This window comes from Lutibacter holmesii (assembly GCF_042679665.1).
Lineage (GTDB): Bacteria > Bacteroidota > Bacteroidia > Flavobacteriales > Flavobacteriaceae > Lutibacter > Lutibacter holmesii.
In genome coordinates this window covers 215217-236684 of sequence record NZ_JBHTMV010000002.1, presented here as the reverse complement: position 1 = coordinate 236684, position 21468 = coordinate 215217, and the positions used below count along the sequence as shown (strand labels likewise).

The 21468-nt window shown below is 28.4% G+C and carries 12 protein-coding genes; all 12 read left to right on the top strand.

What is annotated here, in order from left to right; translation table 11 throughout:
• Entirely contained in the window at positions 1–696 is a 696-nt protein-coding gene (locus tag ACFQ5N_RS02105) for a protein phosphatase 2C domain-containing protein (RefSeq protein WP_386807317.1), read from the top strand.
• The gene (locus tag ACFQ5N_RS02100) at positions 678–2075 is read left to right on the top strand and encodes a protein kinase domain-containing protein (RefSeq protein WP_386807316.1); all 1398 of its coding nucleotides are present in this window, start codon (positions 678–680) and stop codon (positions 2073–2075) included. Before ACFQ5N_RS02105 ends, ACFQ5N_RS02100 begins: the two co-directional genes overlap by 19 nt.
• Positions 2072–5290 carry a DEAD/DEAH box helicase gene (locus ACFQ5N_RS02095; protein WP_386807315.1) on the top strand — a complete coding sequence of 1073 codons (3219 nt, stop codon included), beginning with the start codon at positions 2072–2074 and terminating at the stop codon, positions 5288–5290. The genes ACFQ5N_RS02100 and ACFQ5N_RS02095 overlap by 4 nt, the downstream gene beginning before the upstream one ends.
• Positions 5274–6803: a hypothetical protein gene (locus tag ACFQ5N_RS02090; protein ID WP_386807314.1), complete on the top strand. Its 1530-nt coding sequence runs from the start codon at positions 5274–5276 to the stop codon at positions 6801–6803. The genes ACFQ5N_RS02095 and ACFQ5N_RS02090 overlap by 17 nt, the downstream gene beginning before the upstream one ends.
• Positions 6804–6868: 65 nt before the next feature.
• On the top strand, positions 6869–9238 hold the full coding sequence (locus tag ACFQ5N_RS02085; protein WP_386807313.1) for an AAA family ATPase: 2370 nt from the start codon (positions 6869–6871) through the stop codon (positions 9236–9238).
• Position 9239: 1 nt separating this feature from the next.
• Positions 9240–11204, top strand: a complete 1965-nt coding sequence (locus ACFQ5N_RS02080; RefSeq protein WP_386807312.1) for a hypothetical protein — start codon at positions 9240–9242, stop codon at positions 11202–11204.
• Position 11205: 1 nt separating this feature from the next.
• Positions 11206–12198 carry a helix-turn-helix transcriptional regulator gene (locus ACFQ5N_RS02075; protein WP_386807311.1) on the top strand — a complete coding sequence of 331 codons (993 nt, stop codon included), beginning with the start codon at positions 11206–11208 and terminating at the stop codon, positions 12196–12198.
• Positions 12199–12478: 280 nt separating this feature from the next.
• Complete coding sequence (locus tag ACFQ5N_RS02070) at positions 12479–12694, top strand: helix-turn-helix domain-containing protein (RefSeq protein WP_386807310.1); 216 nt, start codon at positions 12479–12481, stop codon at positions 12692–12694.
• Positions 12695–12719: 25 nt separating this feature from the next.
• Positions 12720–14483: a DNA phosphorothioation-dependent restriction protein DptF gene (dptF, locus tag ACFQ5N_RS02065; protein WP_386807309.1), complete on the top strand. Its 1764-nt coding sequence runs from the start codon at positions 12720–12722 to the stop codon at positions 14481–14483.
• Positions 14480–15961 (top strand): DNA phosphorothioation-dependent restriction protein DptG, encoded by a 1482-nt coding sequence (dptG, locus tag ACFQ5N_RS02060; protein WP_386807308.1) that lies wholly within the window; start codon positions 14480–14482, stop codon positions 15959–15961. Before dptF ends, dptG begins: the two co-directional genes overlap by 4 nt.
• Positions 15942–21110 (top strand): DNA phosphorothioation-dependent restriction protein DptH, encoded by a 5169-nt coding sequence (gene dptH, locus ACFQ5N_RS02055; RefSeq protein ID WP_386807306.1) that lies wholly within the window; start codon positions 15942–15944, stop codon positions 21108–21110. Before dptG ends, dptH begins: the two co-directional genes overlap by 20 nt.
• Before the next feature lie 24 nt (positions 21111–21134).
• The gene (locus ACFQ5N_RS02050) at positions 21135–21455 is read left to right on the top strand and encodes a hypothetical protein (protein WP_386807305.1); all 321 of its coding nucleotides are present in this window, start codon (positions 21135–21137) and stop codon (positions 21453–21455) included.
• Positions 21456–21468 lie beyond the last annotated feature (13 nt).

Sequence of the window (21468 nt, the reverse complement as noted above, 5' to 3'; positions counted from 1 at the left end):
ATGAATATTCACTCTGCAATAATTAAAGGTCCCAAAAAAGAGAAACTTCAAGATGCTCTGGGTATAATAAATAAAAAATATTTTAATCTTTTTGTTGTAGCTGATGGTTTAGGTTCTTCAAAGAATAGTGATTACGGAGCAAGAAAAGCTGTTGTTTCAGTAGAAAAAGCAGTAAACCAATGGAGAAAATTAATAAAAAAAGATCACAAGGTTCTTTTACAATTAATTCACTTTTATTGGAATCTTTTAATTGGTGATTCTGATTTCGAAAAGAAAGATTGTTTAACTACTTGCTTATTTGCTTACATCGACAAACCTGAAAAAAAAATTTTATTAGGACAGCTTGGAGATGGTTTATTATTACTAAAATCAAAAGGGGAAACAGTATTAGTTAAGTCTTCCGATGAGTATAATTTCACAAAATCGCTTGGAAGTTCCAAATCATACAGCGATTGGAATATTAAGAGTATTAATTATGATACTAACGATTTCGTTCTTTTAGTCACATCGGATGGGATTTCTGAAGATTTAGTAGAAAATAAAGAAGATGATTTTGCAGATTCATTAATACTAGAAATGCTAAAACTTAAGAGAAATAAAAGAAAGAATTATTTGAATCAACTTTTGGAAAATTGGCCAACAAAGTTCCATACTGATGATAAAACAATTTGTATAGCATGGGAAAAGAAAAGATAATTACAGGAACAAGTTCTGGAGCAAATTATACTATTGAAAAAGAAATTGGCAGAGGAGGCCAAGGCAGGGTTTTTTCAATTAAAGGTGGAAAATATGCATTTAAATTAATTGGAAAAAAAACAAGCTCTAAGTCTCAATTACTTAAACGGAAAATTTCATATATCAAAACCAGACCAATAGATGACTTACCTATTTCTATTCCTTTAGAACAAGTTGAAGGAGATGCGTTAGGGTATATTATGGAAATGGCTACTGATATGATTTCGGTTGAAAGTTTAATTAAACCAGATAATGAAAAAGAGTTTACATTATGGTGGCTTGAAACAGGAGGTCTTGAAAAGCGTATTTTAATATTAAAACGAATTGCAGATACTTTATCCAAATTACATTCAAGAGGATTAGTTTATGGAGATTTTTCGCTAAGTAATATTTTTGTGTCGAACGATAAAGAGTATTCTGAAATATTTTTTATTGATTCAGACAATATTACACATGATTCTAAAGTTGGAACAGCGGTCTATACACCAGGTTATGCTGCACCTGAAATTATTCAAACAGATTACCATTCCGCAATTAGCGGTTATGATACTTATACAGATGATTTCTCTTTCGCTATAATCGCATATCAGCTACTTACTTTAAATCATCCATTTATTGGTGATTATGTAAATGAAGGTGAACCTGAATTAGAAGAGAAAGCCTATTTTGGAGAGATTCCTTGGGTAAGTCACAGCTCAAATAACCTAAATATTGCAAGTAGTGGAATTCCTACATCATTAACTATTTCAAAGAGAATGATGAAAGCCTTTCAACAAACATTTGAAAAAGGAATTTCTCAAAAATTAAAAAGAACAAGTTCTTTCAAGTGGAGTGAAGTATTATCAGGTGCTTTAGATGCAGTCATTGAATGTCATAATAAATCTTGTAATCAAAATTTCTTCTTTTCGAAAAATTTAATATGTCCATTTTGTAAAGAACAAAAGGAATTTGTCGGTATGGCTCGTATTCATCCTTTGATTAAGAAAATGAAAGATGAATTAAAAGATGAATTCTCAATAAGTCTTGAGTACGTTCAAAATATAGGAGGAGTTTTAAGTACAAAAATACTAACTCCCAATAAATATTTGGTTTTTAATGAAAATGACTTCTTACTAAATTCTTCATTTAGACAATTGTTTAAAATTAAACTTGAATGCGATTCAGTGTATTTAAAAGGAATTGATCTGAAATGTGTTTCAATTATTTCAAATAAGAAATACAGAAAGGATGTTGATATTTCAAACGAGATAAAAGTAAATCTAACTGGTGATTTTGTCTTGTTCTTTGATGATCTAAATAAATATCAAAGAATCTTAAAGCTTAAAAAATACTCAATATGAAAATACATAACATATTTAAAGGTAAAAAGGATGAGATTAATTTGAATATTAAACCCTTAATTACTGGAGAATCATTTAAATATAATAAAAATACACCTGTAGAAATTAATTATTCACAAGATGCGTATTGGTTGGTAGTTGATAAAGATAGAATTGAGGTTGAAGGGATAACAGCAGAAGATAATAAAGAACTGGAACGAATTGCTCATAGTAATAAAATTACATTACTAGTTACATCCAAAAGCAATAAAGCTGAAATAAAGGCCAAACTTTTAACTAATATAATTTCGCTAGATGAAGGTTTGGAAATATGTTTAACAGATATTATCATTGATGACATTGAAAATAGATTTAAACAAGTAAGACAGTTCAAAAAGAAAATTAATTGGGCTACTATTAATACTGATTGGCTTTCCTATGAGTTAATTATTGAAGATGGAGGGAGAACGCAAATACTTCTTGATAACTCTCCAGGAGTAAATGGATTTAGAATATTTGGCAAGTCGATAGCAATTGATGTAAAGAAAAATGATAATGAGAAGTTTGAGATTACAAGAATATTAAAATGGAATAATCGCTTTAACCCTACCTTTCTGCTTAAAGGAGATATTCAAATAAAAGACATCTCAAATACAGCAACACTAAGACAAACCACAGAATTAAAATTAAATAGAATTGACTCAACTGAACGATATATAAAAACTTGGGAAAGTTATCAGGAAAAAGAAAAGGAAAATAGCATTAAAGAAGTAAAGAAAAGAGGGTTTCTTACGATAACTAAAACAAAAAGAATAACAAAAAATAAATACAAATTAGTTTTTGATAGAAATGATAATACAAGTAATTGGTTGAATATCCAATCTGGTTCTTATATCGTATTAAATAAAACGCAAGTGTTTCCAGATTTCTATTCAAATGAAAATAGATCCAAAAATAGAATCATATTAAAACTATTAGAGAAACATAATAATCACCTTATTACTGAAAGTGAAAAAGGAATTGATACTACAGAAGTCAATTTATGTTATGCAAGTTTATCACCATTAGGTGATGTAATAGCGAATAAAAGAAGAACAGATGCATTGAATGTAATTCGAAATAATTCTGCTCCAATGCCGGTCCTATCTGCAGTTCTTGAAGGAGTTGATTATGATTCTGTATCTAGAAGAAGGATTAAACCATTAACATCAAAGGTAAAAGATGAATTTGGTAAGTTTGGACCAAATGAGATGCAAGAACTTGCCTTAGATGTTGCTTTAAACTCACCAGACATTACAATTATACAGGGTCCTCCAGGAACTGGAAAAACTAAAGTTATTAGTGCATTAGCTAAAAGATTAACTGAAATATACAAAGACAATGGTGATGCTCCAGAAATGAATATATTACTAACTGCATTTCAACATGATGCTGTCGAAAATATGGCAGCACGTACAGAGGTTCTTGGATTACCTGCCATAAAATTTAGTAATACACAACATCAATCAATTGATGTAATAGATAAGTGGATAATAAAACAAACGGAAAAAGTAGAAGCAATTCAAAACGGAATTGAGCCCAATAAATCCGAGTTAATTTATAATGATATTATCGCTTCTTACCTATCATATATTAAAACATTGAATCAAGAAAAAGCGAAAAATGATTTACTAAGAATTCGCAAAGAAAATATTTCAACCTTACCAGATGACATTATTGAAGATATTAGTAACCTATCAAGAGAAGAATTAAAAACGGATAGTACAATACTCAACAAAGTAATCGAGAATTTAAGAAACATTAGAACTGATAATGTCAGTTACAGTGATGATGGAGAAATGAATTTGAATCGGTTTTTAAGAAGTTATAAAAGATACCAAAATGAATTACCAAAAATTGACACAAATATAATTGAAGAAATAGAAGAATATTTAATACCTGAAAAACTTATGGCAGATGACTTTGCAAAGTTAAGTGATCTCAAATTAGGATTGATAGACTCTCTTAAATCTGTTAATATCAATGAAACCATTAAACTTTCAAACGCTAAAATTGAAAGCGCTTTTAAAAAATCAATTGACTTTTTTGCTCAGAAAATTCAATCTAATGGCTCTGTATATTCTGTGCTTTCTGAATTCCAAAATGATTTACATAGTAACAAAGATAGAGTTAAAGAAACCATTCAGAATTATGTTGCACTAGCAGCTTCTACTGTTCAAGGTAGTAAAGGTAAAAAAATGACAGCTATTAAGCCTGACCCATTTGATACTGTAATAGTAGATGAAGCGGCAAGGGCAAATCCACTAGATTTACTAATTCCATTAACTTCTGCAAAAAGAAGAATAGTATTAGTTGGTGACCATAGACAACTTCCCCACATTGTTGATAATGCCATCCAAAAAGAATTAGAAGAAGATGAGTTAGCAGCTAAAGATGTTTCTAAATTCCTTAAAGACAGCTTGTTTGAGCGCTTTTATAATATTTTAAAAAAGCTAAACGAAAAAGATGGGATTCAAAGGGTGGTTACACTTAATACTCAGTATAGAATGCATCCTGTAATTGGAGACTTCATTAGTAAGACTTTCTATGAAAAATATGGTGACCCAAAGATTAATTCAGGTACTCCAGCAGAAAAATTAACTCATAATATCCATCAATATCAAGAAAAAGTAGCAGTCAGTATAAACATCCCAAACATTAAAGGAGAAGAAAAAAAACAAAGCGGAAGCACATTTCGTCCAATCGAGGCAAAAGAGGCCATTCGTAGAGCAAAAGAGATTCTAGACAGTGACCCATCTATGTCTTTAGGAATTATAACGTTTTACAGTAGACAGGTTGAAGAATTATTCAGTGAATCTGAAAAATTAGGAATGACAGAGAAAAATGAAAGTGGAGAATATGTTATAACAAAACCCTATCAAAAAACAATGAAAGCTGAAGAGCGCTTTAGGATTGGTTCAGTAGACGCATTTCAGGGTAAAGAATTTGATGTGGTAATACTTTCTCTAGTTAGGTCAAACACGATTCATATTAAAAGTCATTTAGATATCAGGAAGAAATATGGTTTTTTAACATCATTTAATCGATTAAATGTTGCCATGAGTAGAGCTAAAAAGCTACTAATAACAGTTGGTGATGAAGAGATGTTTAAAATACAACAGGCAGAAGAACACATTTTTGGACTTTATGCTTTTTATAAAGAACTAATAAATACAGATTATGGCCTTAGTATTTGATAATAGAAATATACAGATAAAGTTTTTCTCAAATAAAACTTTGAACAGCAATCTCAAAAAAGAATTAGTTGTTTATCCGGTATTGGCTCATAAGATTTATGCACCAGTAATTGACGATTTAAAGCTAAATATATTTCAAAAATATATCCTTTCAATTCTAAATAAAGGGAATTTTTCATTTGATAAAATTTCTGAATGGTTAAGTCTTGACATTGTTTTAGTTAAAACAATAGCCGCTGAATTAGCTAACAAAGGACTAATTGATATAAACACAATGGACATTTCCAATAAGGGGAAAGAACTTATTGAAGGAACCTTTTCTTGGTTTAATAACGCAGAAGATTTAAAAAAAGACATTCGATATGTTTTTCAAGATGTTTTTACACAAGAATTGTATCCAATTGTTTTACCTTTTGATAATTTTCAAGAAAATGTTTGGTTAGAAAAAGGGCAATTAATTAGTGGCACAAAAGGTAAGAAGGATAGTTTTCATTATGAATTGATTAAGCCAGGTAATATCGATTTAAAAAAGATTAGAAAACCAGATTCGGAAAAAATTTTAGATACGCTAAATGAAGTAATTAAAAAATATACACCAGATTCTAAAAATGACATAAAGGAAGTGCCCAATGCAGTCAGTTACATTGGTGAACAGCCTGATTTACTATATTGTGCTATGTGGATTTCTTCTGAGCAAAACAATAGACAAGAAGATAATATTGAAGTCTCAGATCCTTTTAATATTTATGATGACGCATATTGGTTGAGAAATATTGTTTTACAAGCAAAGAAGGAAAATGACACTTTAAAAGTAGTAATTCACAATTTGGTTTATAATATTGAGGAGGAAGAGAAGAATAAATTTTCTGAATTTATGCGTCTGTTTGACAAAGAACTAGAAAAAGAAATAGATCAAAAATTTGATTTTACTCTTAAAACAGAATACTCAAATCTATATTTAGCTATTAAGGAATATTTTTTTGATATCAAGTTCTATGAGCTGCACAAGGATGCTACACATTTAAAGAATTCGTTTAGGAAAAGTCAGATTATTTTAGAAACTTTTTTCAAAATAATCTTTGAAAAATTTAAGGGTGACTATGACGATGTAATTAGTAGTCAAACATATAATGGAGCTCGTTTTCATGCATACAAAGATGAAATAATAGCAAAAATTAAACAGATTAATACAAATGCTGAGATTCCTAATTGGTATCATCATGAATTTAAGGATGTTTACAATGCATTGCGAAACCCTGATCGTGCTTCGTTACGGGCTTTATTTATAGCTTCGGTTATGGCTTCTTTTTATAATAATGAAATTCCAATTTATCAAATATTGAAAGCTAAAAGCAACTCTGCGATATGCATTGAAAATATTGCTGAAAGCAGAAATAAGGTAGGTCATAAATATATCGAAATACCAGATAAAGAAATTGACAAATATTTTGAAGATGTAAAAACGATGCGAAAAGACATTGAGGAGATTATACAAATTTTCGTAAATAATTAATAATGCAGACCGACTGCATATATTGGGAATACATTTGCTATTGCAAAAGTAAAAGATAAATTATCATGGCAAGAAGAAATAAAAAGAATAGGAATAAGCAACAGAGCAATCAGAAAAAAAATCAACCCAAGACTCAGCAAAAAAAAGCCGATGAGCCAAAAGAAGTAGCAGAGAATTTAGAAAGTAACTTGGATAAAGTTATTGTTGACAATTCTATCTCGGAAGTTGAAATAAAGGAAGTTAAAAAAGAAGAGGTCAAAACGACAACTGAAGCTTCATATAAGTCTGCTCAGGAATTGTACCATAAAGCACTTGCAATTGAAAAAGTTCTTGAAAGAAGAAAAAGTGACTACGAAAAGTTGAAAGAGAAATTAGATAGTGAAAAGAAAGTTTTAGAAAATGAAAAGTCTGAAAATGAAAAATTAAAGACTGAACTAAATAAAACACTGGACAAATACAATGAAGAATTAACGGAAATAAATCAACTAAGAGTTGAAGGAGTTTGGTCAAGTGTTATAGATAAAAAACTTTTAGACCATTATCAAGAAAAGCTAAAGGAACAAGAAAAAACATTACTTAATAAAATTGCTGAATTAAATAGTAAACATTCTGAATACATTTCTGCCTTAGCAGAGATTGAAACAAAAAAACTCGATGTTGAAAAAGAATATCATCTAAAATTTACTGAAAAAAGCAAGAGATTAGAGAAGATTTATCAAGAAAAATTCACTTCAAAAGAAAATGAACTTCATCTTCTTTCAAAAGATATTGATGAACAAAAAAGACTTTTGGCACGAAAAGAAAAGCAACTTAGTTACGAAGTTGAAGATTTTGAAGATGATAAAAAATTTCTGACTGATAAGGCAAGAAATAAAGTAGAACAAGAAATTGAAGGTGTAAATCAACAATTACAGAATTTAAAGGATAAGAATAAGGCTTTAGGTAATGAACTTAAATCATTAAATGATGAATTGAAATATTTGGGTGATTATAAAGCTAAGGATGTTATTTCAGAATTAAGGAGTAAAGAGAAAGAAATATTTGAGCTACAAGAAAGATTGGCTACAAGCCCAGATATCCTAAAAATTGATGATCTTAAAAAATTGCAAAAAGAGAAAAATGATTGGCAGAATAGACTAAGAGATATTAATTCTCAATTAAATGAATATAAATCTAGATACGAAAATCAAAAATTACAAATAGGAGAAAAAGAAAGGCTTGAGTTCCAAAAAGAGGAACTGGAACAAAGAATAAAATTACAGCAATCTGCCCTAGAAGAACTCAAAGAAGAAGTTAGTGAATTGACACGGCAAACAGAAGATAAAATAACCTTTGTTTCTTGTTCAGAAATGGACGATAAATACAAATTGCAACCTGAAAACCTGATTCAAAATAATATAAATAAAGGTTGGATAAAAGAAATTCAACAAGCAATTGCACAAGTTACCGAAAATAGATTATTCTATGACGAGAATACAATTCGTTCATTTATTGCAGGGCTATCAATGAGTAGGTTTTCTATATTACAAGGAATAAGTGGTACTGGAAAAACTAGTTTGCCAAAAGCATTTGCAAAAGCAGTAGGTGGCAATTTTGGTATTGTAGAAGTTCAATCAGGCTGGAAAGATAGACAAGATTTAATCGGCTATTACAACACTTTTGAAAAAAAATATTACGAAGGAAAATTCCTGAAATTACTATATATGGCAGGTACGCCAAAATATAAAGACAAACCTTTTTTTATCATTCTTGATGAGATGAATCTTTCCCATCCTGAACATTATTTTGCAGATATGCTGTCTATAATGGAAGAAACAAATCTTGAAAAACAAGTTTTGACTATTAGTGATAAAGTAAAAGATAAACCGAGATTAATGTTTGATCTTGAAGAGGGTGGTATCGGTCTTAAAGTACCACAAAATGTATGGTTTATTGGTACTGCAAATCATGACGAAACCACTTTACAGTTTGCACCAAAAACCTATGACAGAGCAAATATTTTGGAAATGCCAATAAATATCGAAGAGTTTGAGATCAAAAATGTTGATTTATCAAAAGTTACAATTCCAAATAAGGAGTTTATCAATTTTACAAGTTCACAAAAGTGGAATAAAAACCATAGAGCTTTAAATTATCTTGAAGGAAACTTCAAAAATATATGTGGCAAATTTGGAATTGGTTGGGGTAATAGATTACAAAAGCAAGTAAAAACATTTATACCAGTATTTAAAGCGTTAGAGGGTGATGATGCAAATGCATTAGATCATATAATTTCTTCTAAAATACTAAGATCAATTAAGGGTAGATATGATTTACAAGAGACAACTTTAAATGAAATGAAAGATGAACTTGAGAAAAATTTCAATAAAGAATTTAAAGGTGAAGCTAAGAAGTCATTAAAAATTGTAAATAATGAATTAAGTAGATTGGAGTAATATGATTGTTTTTGATAGAATATTAAACAAGGATATACGTATATCTGAAATTGAAATCCCCGCTATACTGGGAAGATATATTTTCAAATCAGACCAGTCAACTATTCGATTAAATGATTGCCAAATAAAAAAGCAAGACTTTTTAGTACCTTGTAAATATAATGAAGGAACATTAAAAATAAAATCTGATAAGTCTAAACTACTTTTCCACGAAAACGAGTTACTTAATGAAGATGTTAGTACGTTAATAAAACATACTTTATTTGATGTTTCAGATGAATTAGAAATTACTGATGACATTTTAGGCTTGAAGGATATCAATACATTATTGAGAAATTTTGATGAACGGTTAGAAGTTTCTGAATTTGAATTGTTTTTGCAAAAAAAACTTTTTCACATAGAGGAAGTGTGCCGTGAACCATCATATTATTTAAAGAGAGAAATCACAAAACTAAATGTAGCTAGAGCAAAAAGGATACCTGTAAAAGCCATTAATTATTTAGCTGCACATACGGAAGATTGGTCAAGAAGAAGGATACGTTCAGTTGAACCCCGTAAAATATTAACTGAAATAGTTGATTATGATTTAGAAATTTACGAAAATCAGATTACTGCCTCTTTCATAGATAAACTTTTAGTTTATTTCTCACATAGAATGGTAAATGAAATTGATGTTATTGACAGTTTTATTGTGAATATTGAGCGCATTATTGAATCTAGAAAAAGAATTAATTCCACCGAGAAAATATACTGGTATAAGAAACTTGATAGAGATTATAGTAAACTTGCTAAGGCTGTTGAATCTGTTGAAAAAAGCAGGATGAAAATCGAAAAGATAAAAGATTTTATCTCATCTATTCAGATGCGATTATTCGGATTATTAAAAAGTGATATGTATTTGGCTAACTCTAACAATAAAAGTATAATCAGTCAAAAGCTTAAAAGAACTAACCTTTTTGACAATCATCAACATTATAGGTTTATTAAGATCATATGGGATAAATATTATCAGAAAGAGTTATTAAACTGTTCAGAGAAATCAGAAGAAAACCAAGAAGTAGTAAAGTCTTTTATTGATTATTCCTGGGTTCTAATTTTTAGAGCATTATTTCAAATTGGCTATAGTAAAATAAAGAAATTAAATAATTTCTCCTATGTGCTAACTAATGAAACAATACCACACATTTTAATTAAAATAGCAAAGAATGCTCAACAAATAATCGAAGTTGTTATTAATGGTAATGAAAAGTTAACTTTCGTTCCTATACCTTCGACAAAAGATAGTTTAAAAGTTTACCCAGGTAGAATTAAAAACAAATATTATTTTTCAATTGTCGGTTCAAAAAGTAGAGAAGATATTTTAAGAATTTCTCCCACAGATATTAATAGTGAAGAACAAATCTCAAATCTTCTTTTCAAATATATCCTTAGGTCTTATGCTAATGCATATTTATTTAAGTTGAACTCACAATCAATATCAAATTTTGAAATACTCAATTCCTGGTTAAAAAATAACAGATCCTTGATTCTTGACAAAGGTAAAAATGGAAAGATTGATTTTTGGTTAAATCGAAAATTGAACAAATTCGAGATTAAAGAATTGGATACTATTATTACTGAACAAAATCAAAATTTATCAGCTCGGACAGAAATTCGTAGCAAACAATTATTAAATCTAAAAGAAATAGAAGAAGAGCTAAAAATTAAAAGCAAAGAGCATTTTGAAACTTACGAAGTCTGTATTAGCTGTTCCATAAATAATCAATCCAATATTACCCCAAATTATGAAGGAGGATTTAGATATAAATGCAATAATAGAGGTTGTGAAGTTGGTTATGGATTTACAGAAAAGAATATTTTTTATAATGTGCCTGATTATGATAAAATAAAAAATAATTTATCCAAAACTAGAAATGAAATTAATGAAGGTATTTTGTTGAATGCTTTTGGGTTTGAATATATTTAATATGGGAGTTAATAAAAACGCATACATTAGATATCAAACATTAGATAAATGTTTTAGTAATCCGTACAAACTTTTTTTTATTGAAGATTTACTTGAAGAGGTCAATAAAGCTTTAGAGTATGTTAACGGCTTTGATTCTATTATAAAAAAAAGGCAACTTTTTGATGATATTAAATTCATGGAAAGTGAATCAGGTTGGGCCATCCCTTTAGAAAGGTTTAAAGAAGGAAGGCGAACATTTTATCGCTATTCAGATATTAATTACAGTATCAAAAACCAAAAAATTACAGATAATGAGATTGATGTAATTAATTCTGCTCTTATTGTATTAACACGTTTTAGGGGTTTACCTCAATTTGACTGGATTAATGAATTAAGTACAAAATTAAAATCACATTTTGAACTTGATGATGCCCCAGAAATAATATCTTTTGACCATAATGAATTTTTAACAGGGTTAGATTTATTACCATCACTTTATCAGAGTATTCTGAATAAAGCAGTCCTTTCAATTGAATACCAAGCATTCCATATGGAAGCATCTATTGAGTATGTGATCCACCCTTATTATTTAAAACAATATAATAAACGTTGGTTTTTATTAGGTTTAAACAGAAATGATAATCGTATATATACAATCCCTTTTGATAGAATTAAGAAAATCAATATTAAGAAAGAAGAATATATAGAAAATAAAATAATAAATTTTTCTGAGTATTTTGAAGACATCATTGGAGTCAGTAGAAAACCAGAAGACAAGCCTATTAAAATCAAACTATTTTTTAATGCAAAAACAGCACCCTATATTTTAACAAAACCTCTGCATGGTTCACAGAAAAAATTAAACTACGATGAAAATGGATTGATAGTACAGATTGAAGTAATACCTAATTTTGAGTTAAAGCAACTTATTTTATCATACGGAGATTCTATTGAAATTTTGACTCCAGAATCCTTTAAAAAGAAATTTATGAAATTAAATAACTACTATTAGTGACTGATAAAATTTATATTTGAACTAAATAATGAATTGATAAACATTTAATAATCAATTTTAAAAATCAAAAATAATCTTTAATTCTTCAAACTTATAATTTTTATTGATCTCATTATAAGTGATTTAATAAGGTGGTAGTATCTTTTAATGTATTAAAAAAAAATAAAGCTACCTAATTTTTTTTAGAAAAATAAGGTATTCTATTTTATAAATGCTAACTATAGTATGTTGAATGAAGGAGGATAACATCCTACATTTATGCATACCAAAATTAGCAATGAAGCTTAATACAGATATTTTAATTTTATTCGGTAATAAGGTTAAGACCCTTAGAAAAGAAAAGGGTATTTCTCAAGAAGAATTGGCTTTTCGTTCAGATCTTCATAGGACATATATTGGTATGATAGAGAGAGCTGAGAAAAATATTACACTTAAAAATATCGAAAAAATTGCTAATGCTTTGGAAATTTCTATTCTAGATTTATTCAAATAATATTTTTAGTTAGATTAAAAACAAATTGCAAAAAAAAGAAAAAAACATGTTTAAAAACGAGTTCTTTATTGAACTTCAAAAGTTAAGAGAGTCTTCTAAAAATGCGGTTGCGCAAGGAAATTCAACAAACTTAGATTATTTTCAAGAATACCTTCATGTTGAACGGGAAGTTGAAAAACATTTATCTGAATGTATAAAGGAGTGTTCTAAATCCTCAAAAGCTGAACTTATTTTAGTTTGTGGGAATGTTGGTGATGGTAAATCACATATATTATCACGTTTAAATAATAGATTAAAGGAAGAAATCCGTAATTTTAAAATCCATAATGATGCAACAGAATCGCACAATCCTAATGAAACTTCGAACGATACATTAAATAGAGTATTAGAAGATTTTAAAGACGTTAATATCAAAGCCTCTAATAAGAAATTGATTCTTGCTATCAATTTAGGTACATTAAGTAAATTTCAAGAGGAGTATGAGTCTGATTACACTCAATTGTTTGATTATGTGAAGACTCAAAAAATTTTAGATGCAGATGTAATTTATCATTCAAAAAACGATAGTGAAAGTAGTTTTCATCATGTGAATTTTACTGATTATCATATGTATTCTTTATCATCTGAAGGACCGAAATCTATAATAATATCTACTTTATTAGAAAGGATTGTTGCTAACTCAAGAGAGAATCCAATTTTTGCGGCGTATGAAAACTATATAGAATATTTTGAGTGTGCAGAAATGTGCCCAATTAAATATAATTACGAGTTTTTAATGAATGTTGAGAATCGTAACATAATCATAAACTTGATCATTCAAACCATTGTAAAAAATAAACTTATCGTTTCAGTTCGCTCTTTATTGAATTTTTTCTTTGAGCTTATAGTCCCAATAAATTTATCATGGGATAATTTAGAAATCTATTCTTCTGATATAAAAAAACTTAAAGAATCTGATTATCTCTCCCGTATCATCCCTAATTATCTTTTTGAACATCCTGAATTATCTTATTTATTTAGTGCTATTTCTAGATTAGATCCTTGCAGGCATCGATATGAAGATTTAGATTCTACTTTAATATTGTTAATCAATTCAGATACTCCTAAAGAAATTTTTTTAAAAAATATAAATAAAAATACTTTAGAGGTTTTAAGTAACAAAATATCAAAAGAAAAGCTTACTCGTGAGGAAATCACAAAACTTTTTATTAGACTAAAATATTTTCAAAGTTCAGAAGAGAACCTTAGACTAAGTAATACATATTATTATCAATTCATGTCATTACTTTATGATTTTAATAATAATAAGAAAACGGCTATTAAAGAAATTTATAAATTAGTTGAAGAATCTGCAAGAAGGTGGAAAGGTGATCCGAAAAAAAATAATCGTGTAGTTATTAACCTGGGGAAAAATCAGTTAAAATATAGGGTTTTAAAAGAATTTTCAACCGAACCAACTTTCTATAAAATAAAAGAAAGCAATGACCTACATATAACTAAATTCCTTCAAGAGTTTACTTTATCTTTTAAATTAAAGAAAACGGAAATACCATATAAAATACATATTGACTATAGACTTTACGAAATACTAATTCGAATATTAAAAGGCTACAGACCAAATAAAAAAGACAATAATAATAATATTTCTTTTGTTAGTTTAATCAATAATTTTATAAGTGATGGAGATTCTAATTCCATGCTTGAAATAGATAAAATTAACATCGGTAAACCTGCTGATTACGTGTTATCAATTGATAGTTTCGGGGAGTATAAATTTCAATTATTATGATGAATATTGAATTAAAAGAAGATGGCAAAGATGGTCTTAATAAATTATATTTCAAAGGAGGGAAATTTAGTCATGTTACAGGGAGTAAATTAAAATTCCTGCCATTTAGTACAAAATATAATAAAGGTTGTAAGTCAGATTTCAGCGTGTTTCAAGGTGTTGTGGGCGAATGCTTTCGAATATCAAATGATAAACAATTTAATAAAGAACTAATAAAAGATAAAGAAAACTCATTTAAAACAAAACTTAAAAAACATATTCTTGAAGAAGTTCTTAAAAAAGTTGATACTGAGCAACCAGAGGATTTTAAAGAAGTTATTATTAATTTGTTTTTTGAAGAAGATGGTGATCTCATAAAATTTAATAAAAAAATGCTATCCTATATGCATTTTATAAAAGAGCATGCCATCTTAAAAGAAACTAGTAAGTTTTTTTATGATATATTTTTAAATACTAAAATATTAAATAATAAAGATCTCGTAAAATCTGAAAATGATAATCTTTTTTACAAATTAATAATTGAAAGCTTACCTGAACTAGAAGACAAGCCTAAAGTGAAGACAAGCCTAAAATACACGAATGTTTTTGATGAAATAACTGAGCTTTTCTTAAGTGATTTCAATACTTTATCAAATAGAGAGGATTTGTTTTTAGAGCATATTGAAGATTTGTTTAAATATTATTATTTTTTCTATTTAAGTCAAACGGCAATTTGCTTAAATAATTTTGGTGAATCGAAAGTGATAAAACCAATCTGTTATTCAATGGATTGGGAAACTTTGTCTGAGACTAGACGATCTTATAATTTCGGATGGAAGCACACCTTGTTGGATTTAGAAAATTTATTTTCACATGCTAATACTTTAGAGCTCCTAAATTATATTTCCATAAACGATGAAAAAATTGGTGATTATGCAAATATCGTAGAGAGATATAAAAAACTATCAGAGAGTGAAGCAAAAGATTTTATTTTAAAAATAAATGAATTGTCAGAATTCTATAAACCACAAATTGAATCTTTAAAAAGCCCTTTCAAAATGGGGAAAAATTGGTTAGATTGTGAAAAATCTCTTTCAAATAGATTAGCTGCGAAGAAATTTAATAATGATATACAAGTAGAAATCTATTCTCTTTTTTACAGAATTGATTACCAGTTTAAAAACTCTCAACGAGACAAACCATACAAGGATTATTCAAATTGGTTAATAGATTTTTTTAAATCAAATTATACAAAGTTTAGAGGAAGGTTAGGTTATACTACTTCAATTAACCAAGAAACATTACTATTCCTCACTAAAATATGTATTAATAATAAAGATAAAATTAGGCTAAAGTCTTTGTGGCGTAAACTGGAGCAAAGAGGGATTTCATTTGATGAAACATCAAAAGTTGAAATTGTTAAATTATTTGAACGAATCAATTTACTTGAGAAAAAAAGCGATAGCGGAGATGCACAATATGTCAAATCAATTATATAGATATATAACGACACTTATAGTCGATTATTTCGAATTACAGAATATTATACCAGGAGAAAGGTTTAATCTTTACCTAGAGAATGATAGTCATGTAAAGGGTATTTACAAATCATTTTCTACAATAACATCTTTACCTGTAAAAGATTTTAATTATACACATCCAGATGGGAATGGGGTATATGAAACTTTCTATATTGAAATAGATAAAACTAAAGTAATAATTTCATCTAGCGAAAATGCCTCAGAAGATTACTTTACAATGCTTCGGAATCAAGTAGCTGAACAAAAAGGCACTTTTAAAGACACTGCTATTTTAATTCTATTTAGCGGAAAATTAGATAGTTTGATTGGAGGTTCTGGTAGTTTAATTAAAGAAGGAATGCCTCTTTATTATAAGAATTTCAAGCTTAAGATACTTAAGGATATAGAAAGTAATACACACCTGAAGAAGCATGAAAAAATAACATTAAAGGAAGTTCTTGAACGAAAAACTAAAAGTGTTGTTGAAGATAATAATACGATTTTTGATTACTCAGGAGTAATATCGTCATTATCTAAAGAGAAAATTCACAATGAAGATTTTTCCAACTTAGGCTTATTCAAGAATTCGGAATTAGAAACAATTTCTGATACAAAAAAAATACAAACAATTTTAAGTTCTAATTTTGAACTATATGAAAAATTAGAAAATATATTTTTACAAGGCCATCCTGAAATTGAACTGGAGCGCTTGGTTTCAGAAACTGGTAAGCAGAAAATACTTAAAGCGGATAAATGGAGTGATTTTGAATATCCAGAAATTGAAAGATGGATTGATGCTAAAAAGAAAAGAGTAGCACCTAAATTTGATGATAATATAAGTGATGACGCTTTTGTTAAAATTTGGTGCAGACCTGAGGGTGATACTGTTTCAAAAAAAAGAACGAAAAATATTATCATTTTTAATCCCTCAGAAGAGTTCCCTGTAAACTTTGAATTGAAATGTGACCAACCTACTAAGACAGTAGGAATATCAATTCAAAATAATACAGATTTAACTTCTGTTTCTAGTAGTGGCAATAGTTTGAAAGTAAAAATTGATGGGTTCAATCCAGAAGTATTATTTACTGAAATTATATACAAAGATAAGGAGACAAAGAAAACATATAAGTTTAAAATTCTTTGTTTACCATACTCTGAATTACTGTTAAATAAATTTGAAAACAATTATTTAATATCTAAAGAGGGAGCGTTAATTATTACGGAAGATAATGATGAGTTTCTGTCATTCAATACAGGAGGTGATTCAAAATTTGAAACAACTCTTTTAACAGATAGTGAGCATACTGTAAATGATAATACAGAATTAAAATTAAAAATTGATTATGATAATCTTCCCGAAGATAACATTATCAGTTTTTGTTTAAATTTAGAAAAGTTTAGCTTACCAGTTAATATAAAGCCAGAATCAGATCCTCCTAAGCCAATAATGGGGATTGATGTTTGGAAAAATAAAAGACAACTTCAAAGCAACTACAAATTTAGTCTTAATGATGACAGCCTTAAACTGTCATTTAAAAATAATGAATATCATGTTAAGGGTGCTTTTAGAAAAAAATTACTGTTAGAAAAACAAATTATTGAAAGTAATGGGTTTTCATGGGAAGAACTCTCAGACAATCAATTACACAACAACCCTATAGAAATAAGTGATAAATTAAAAGAGTCTTTTAATAAATTAAGAGATTACTATCTTAATGAAAAGTCATTACCTAGTCTATTGTTTTTAAAAGATGAGTTAAAGGTTCTTGCAGAAGAATATGTTAATGTTTATTATAAAGAATTAAGTGACATTGAAGAGGATAGACCACTTCAGAAAAGCGAAAAAGATTTAGTATTACTTGGTGTAATTCAGGAAAAGTACAGTGAAGGTTTAATTAAATATACGCCTTTACATCCTATTAATATTGCTTACCAATTAAATCTTAATGGACAGCTACAACAAGAGGAAATATACAACGCTATATTAAAAAGACTTAATCCATCAAATCTAGTCCCATATATAGAATTAGAAAAAAATAAAGTTTTTACTCAAATAGATTCCATTGATACTCCTGAGTGGATTAATTACTCAAAAATGCAAGATTCAGAACAAGCTGTTCCGAAGCATTTTGTAAGTAAATTGGTGACTACGAAAATAGAAAACTTCACTTATAACTTTGATTTTTTATTTTCTCAATCTAAATATTCTCCAATCAAATTAAACGTTGTAAACTTAGGAGATTGTAAAGAGGTGGTTCAAGGTCTTTTTGAGTATTATAAAAGATATTTAAATAAACATTTGTCTTGTAGGCCTTCTGACCTATTGACAATCGATATTAATATTTATGGTTCAGATCAGTTAGTTTCAAAATTTGAAGAATTATCTTATTTTAATAATGTTGAGGATATTGAAAATCGCCTCGGTATTAATTTAAAAACAAGTAATTTTGAAAAAGAAGACTTATTAAATATCTTCTTGGAAAAAGTTAATTTTTACAGTAAACCAATTCCTAAACCAAGTGAGAAATACGAGTACTCACATATTACTTTTTATCAGTTTAACCGTGTAAAATCGGGAAGTTCATCAAATAAGCCTTCTCAAGTAAAATCAGGTTTATCCTTAAATGGATTAATGGCTGATATTCCTTCAACTCCTATTGCTGAAATTTATAAGTCAGGCTTTGGTTCTAAGGATTTACCAGCTGATAAATCAACTTTAATTAAGCTTGTTTGCCTTTATAATTCAGCAATGAATGTTGTTGCAAACGAAGATAATTTTGAAATAGACAAAGCTATTTGTACTACAATCAATTTTGAAGTAAAAGAAAAGCTCGAAAATTTATACGTGAACTCGCAATGGGTCACATTTATTGATCCAAAAGTAGATTTAGATTTCTTTCAAGAAGAAGATGATTTGGTAATTATTCATTACAGCGATCAATTTAATAATTCAAGTGGTTATGACTCTATTACAGTATCAAGAAAGACAAGCCAATATGCTAATATTGTAGCTGATTTTTTAACAAAGAATAAAGTTGAATATAATACCAATACAGATACCATTAAGGTCATTAACTTCTTTAATGCCATAAATGGTGATTGGTTATTAAAACTAATAAGACAAGACAGTCAATTTCCTCGTGAAAAAATCAGTTTACTATCGGGTATTAAATTGGCTTTAACTTTTCTTTATACCCCAAACATTATATGGGTTCCTGTTTCTTTAGAGGAAATTCTACGAGTTTCTGGTAGTGCCGGTCTTAATATGCAAGATGGCCTTTTTTCAACTAAAAACTTAAGAACAAAAGAAAGTTCATTTAGTGATGACTTGTTGATGATAGGTCTCGAAAGGAGAGAAAACGGGGTTTTACAGATGCACTTATATCCCATAGAATTAAAAATAGGAGGGAGCAACCTTATTTCTAAAGGAATTGAACAAGGTAGACGTACAGCTAAACTTATACGGGAACATGTTTTAAAGTCAGGGTTCCTCGGTGAGTTTTATCGTAATTTTTTCGCAAAAATAGCATTAACCAATGCTGAAAAAATGAAGTTGTATAACATTTGGGAAGAACAAAATTGGAATGATGTCATAGATGATTTTAGATATGATTTAATGAATAATAATTTTATTATATCTAATGAGTTAGACTTATATTATGGCTCTTTTGGTGTAATTCATTTTGGTAAGGAATCTTTACAAAGAAGAATAGAAATAAATGAAGACTATGTGCTGTCTAGGCTATTTGAAGAAGACGGTTATAACTTTTTAGTTAAATCTATAGATGATTTAATAGAGTTGTTTCATAAGAAAGAAACAGGTGTAGATAAAAAGAATCTTCTTGTCAATACATTTCCTAAAGAAATAAAAGAAAGTGAATCTTTCGAAGAGATTCAAGATCAACCAGAACAAGAAAATAATAAGGAAGGAAATGAAATAAATTCTAAAAGTTTAGAAGATCTTCCAATAAAAACAAAAGAAGGTATTAAAGTTTTATTTGGTTTAGAGTTAAAGGATGATTCTAAGCAAGTTATTTGGGAGCCTAATAATACCGATAAAGTAATGCATACCAATACAGGTATTATTGGTACTATGGGTACTGGTAAAACACAATTTACAAAGTCACTAATAGCTCAATTAGTTACCAATCAAGATGAAAATATTGGTACAGATAAACTAGGGGTTTTAATATTTGATTATAAAGGAGATTATATTAAAGATGATTTTGTGAATGCAACTTCAGCTAAAGTCTATGATCCTTTCCATTTACCGTATAACCCACTTGCATTAGATGCTACAGAGCAATCTAAACCAATGCTGCCTCTACATACAGCTAATGATATCAAGGAAACAATTTCTAATGCATTTAATTTAGGAAACGTACAAAAACAAAAATTAAGAGATGCTATTATAGAAGCTTATGAAGCTAAAGGAATCCATAAGGCTAGGAGGAATTCTTGGAAACTACCACCGCCTACTATTGGTGATGTGTGTGATATTTATATGCAAGACGAAAAAGTAGCACAGGATAGCTTGTATGCAGCAATCTCGAACCTACAAGATTTTGAAATATTTGAACCAGATGTATCAAAAACGAAATCGTTGTATGATTTAGTAGAAGGCGTTACTGTAATTAACCTATCTGGTTATGATGAGTCGATACAGAATTTAATTGTAGCCATTACCTTAGATGCTTTTTACACGCAAATGCAAACGCATGGGCATAGTATCATAGAAGATGGTAAAAGGCAAATTAAAAAGATGATTTTAGTAGATGAAGCGGATAACTTTTTAAGTAAAAACTTTAATTCTATAAAGAAGATCTTAAAAGAAGGTAGAGAGTTTGGAGTTGGAACCGTATTGTCTACACAGTTTTTAAATCACTTCTCTACAAGTGAAAACGATTATTCCAATTATATTTTAACTTGGGTAATACATAGAGTAAGTGAAATTAAAACAAAAGAAGTAGAATCTCTTTTTTCTATAGAATCTAGAGAGCAAAGAGATAATTTAATTAAAACAATTAAAGGATTAGAAAAGCACCAGAGTATTGTGAACCTAGCTGGTTCAGAACCTATATTAATAAAGGATAAAGCTTTTTGGGAGTTGATTAAAAAGATAAAATAATTTTAGTAAAACGTTTTCTAGTTTATGAAATTAGGTCATTTTAATAAAGTTTTTAGTAATACTACAAATAGCTATAAATATTATTGGTGGCTTTCAATAGTTGAAATTTGTTTAGAAAAAGATAAAAAAAGCATTTCTTTTTATGAAATAACTCTAAAAGTCATTAGCAAACTTTGGTACCCTGTAAATTACTTTAAGCTTTCGTTTGGAAGTCAAGATAAATGTTCTGTATACATTAGAAAAATTAAGAAAGAATATAATCTAGCTGATAACATAAAAGAATCAGATTTATACTTTGTTCTACTTAATAATAAAGACTCAGAACTTATTAAAAATAATATCTAAAGAACTAACAAGG

What these genes read in the sequence shown, in the direction of transcription:
- ACFQ5N_RS02105 (WP_386807317.1), top strand. Translation starts at nt 1, where the DNA reads ATGAATATTCACTCTGCAATAATTAAAGGTCCCAAAAAAGAGAAACTT.
- ACFQ5N_RS02100 (WP_386807316.1), top strand. Translation starts at nt 678, where the DNA reads ATGGGAAAAGAAAAGATAATTACAGGAACAAGTTCTGGAGCAAATTAT.
- ACFQ5N_RS02095 (WP_386807315.1), top strand. Translation starts at nt 2,072, where the DNA reads ATGAAAATACATAACATATTTAAAGGTAAAAAGGATGAGATTAATTTG.
- ACFQ5N_RS02090 (WP_386807314.1), top strand. Translation starts at nt 5,274, where the DNA reads ATGGCCTTAGTATTTGATAATAGAAATATACAGATAAAGTTTTTCTCA.
- ACFQ5N_RS02085 (WP_386807313.1), top strand. Translation starts at nt 6,869, where the DNA reads ATGGCAAGAAGAAATAAAAAGAATAGGAATAAGCAACAGAGCAATCAG.
- ACFQ5N_RS02080 (WP_386807312.1), top strand. Translation starts at nt 9,240, where the DNA reads ATGATTGTTTTTGATAGAATATTAAACAAGGATATACGTATATCTGAA.
- ACFQ5N_RS02075 (WP_386807311.1), top strand. Translation starts at nt 11,206, where the DNA reads ATGGGAGTTAATAAAAACGCATACATTAGATATCAAACATTAGATAAA.
- ACFQ5N_RS02070 (WP_386807310.1), top strand. Translation starts at nt 12,479, where the DNA reads ATGAAGCTTAATACAGATATTTTAATTTTATTCGGTAATAAGGTTAAG.
- dptG (WP_386807308.1), top strand. Translation starts at nt 14,480, where the DNA reads ATGATGAATATTGAATTAAAAGAAGATGGCAAAGATGGTCTTAATAAA.
- dptH (WP_386807306.1), top strand. Translation starts at nt 15,942, where the DNA reads ATGTCAAATCAATTATATAGATATATAACGACACTTATAGTCGATTAT.
- ACFQ5N_RS02050 (WP_386807305.1), top strand. Translation starts at nt 21,135, where the DNA reads ATGAAATTAGGTCATTTTAATAAAGTTTTTAGTAATACTACAAATAGC.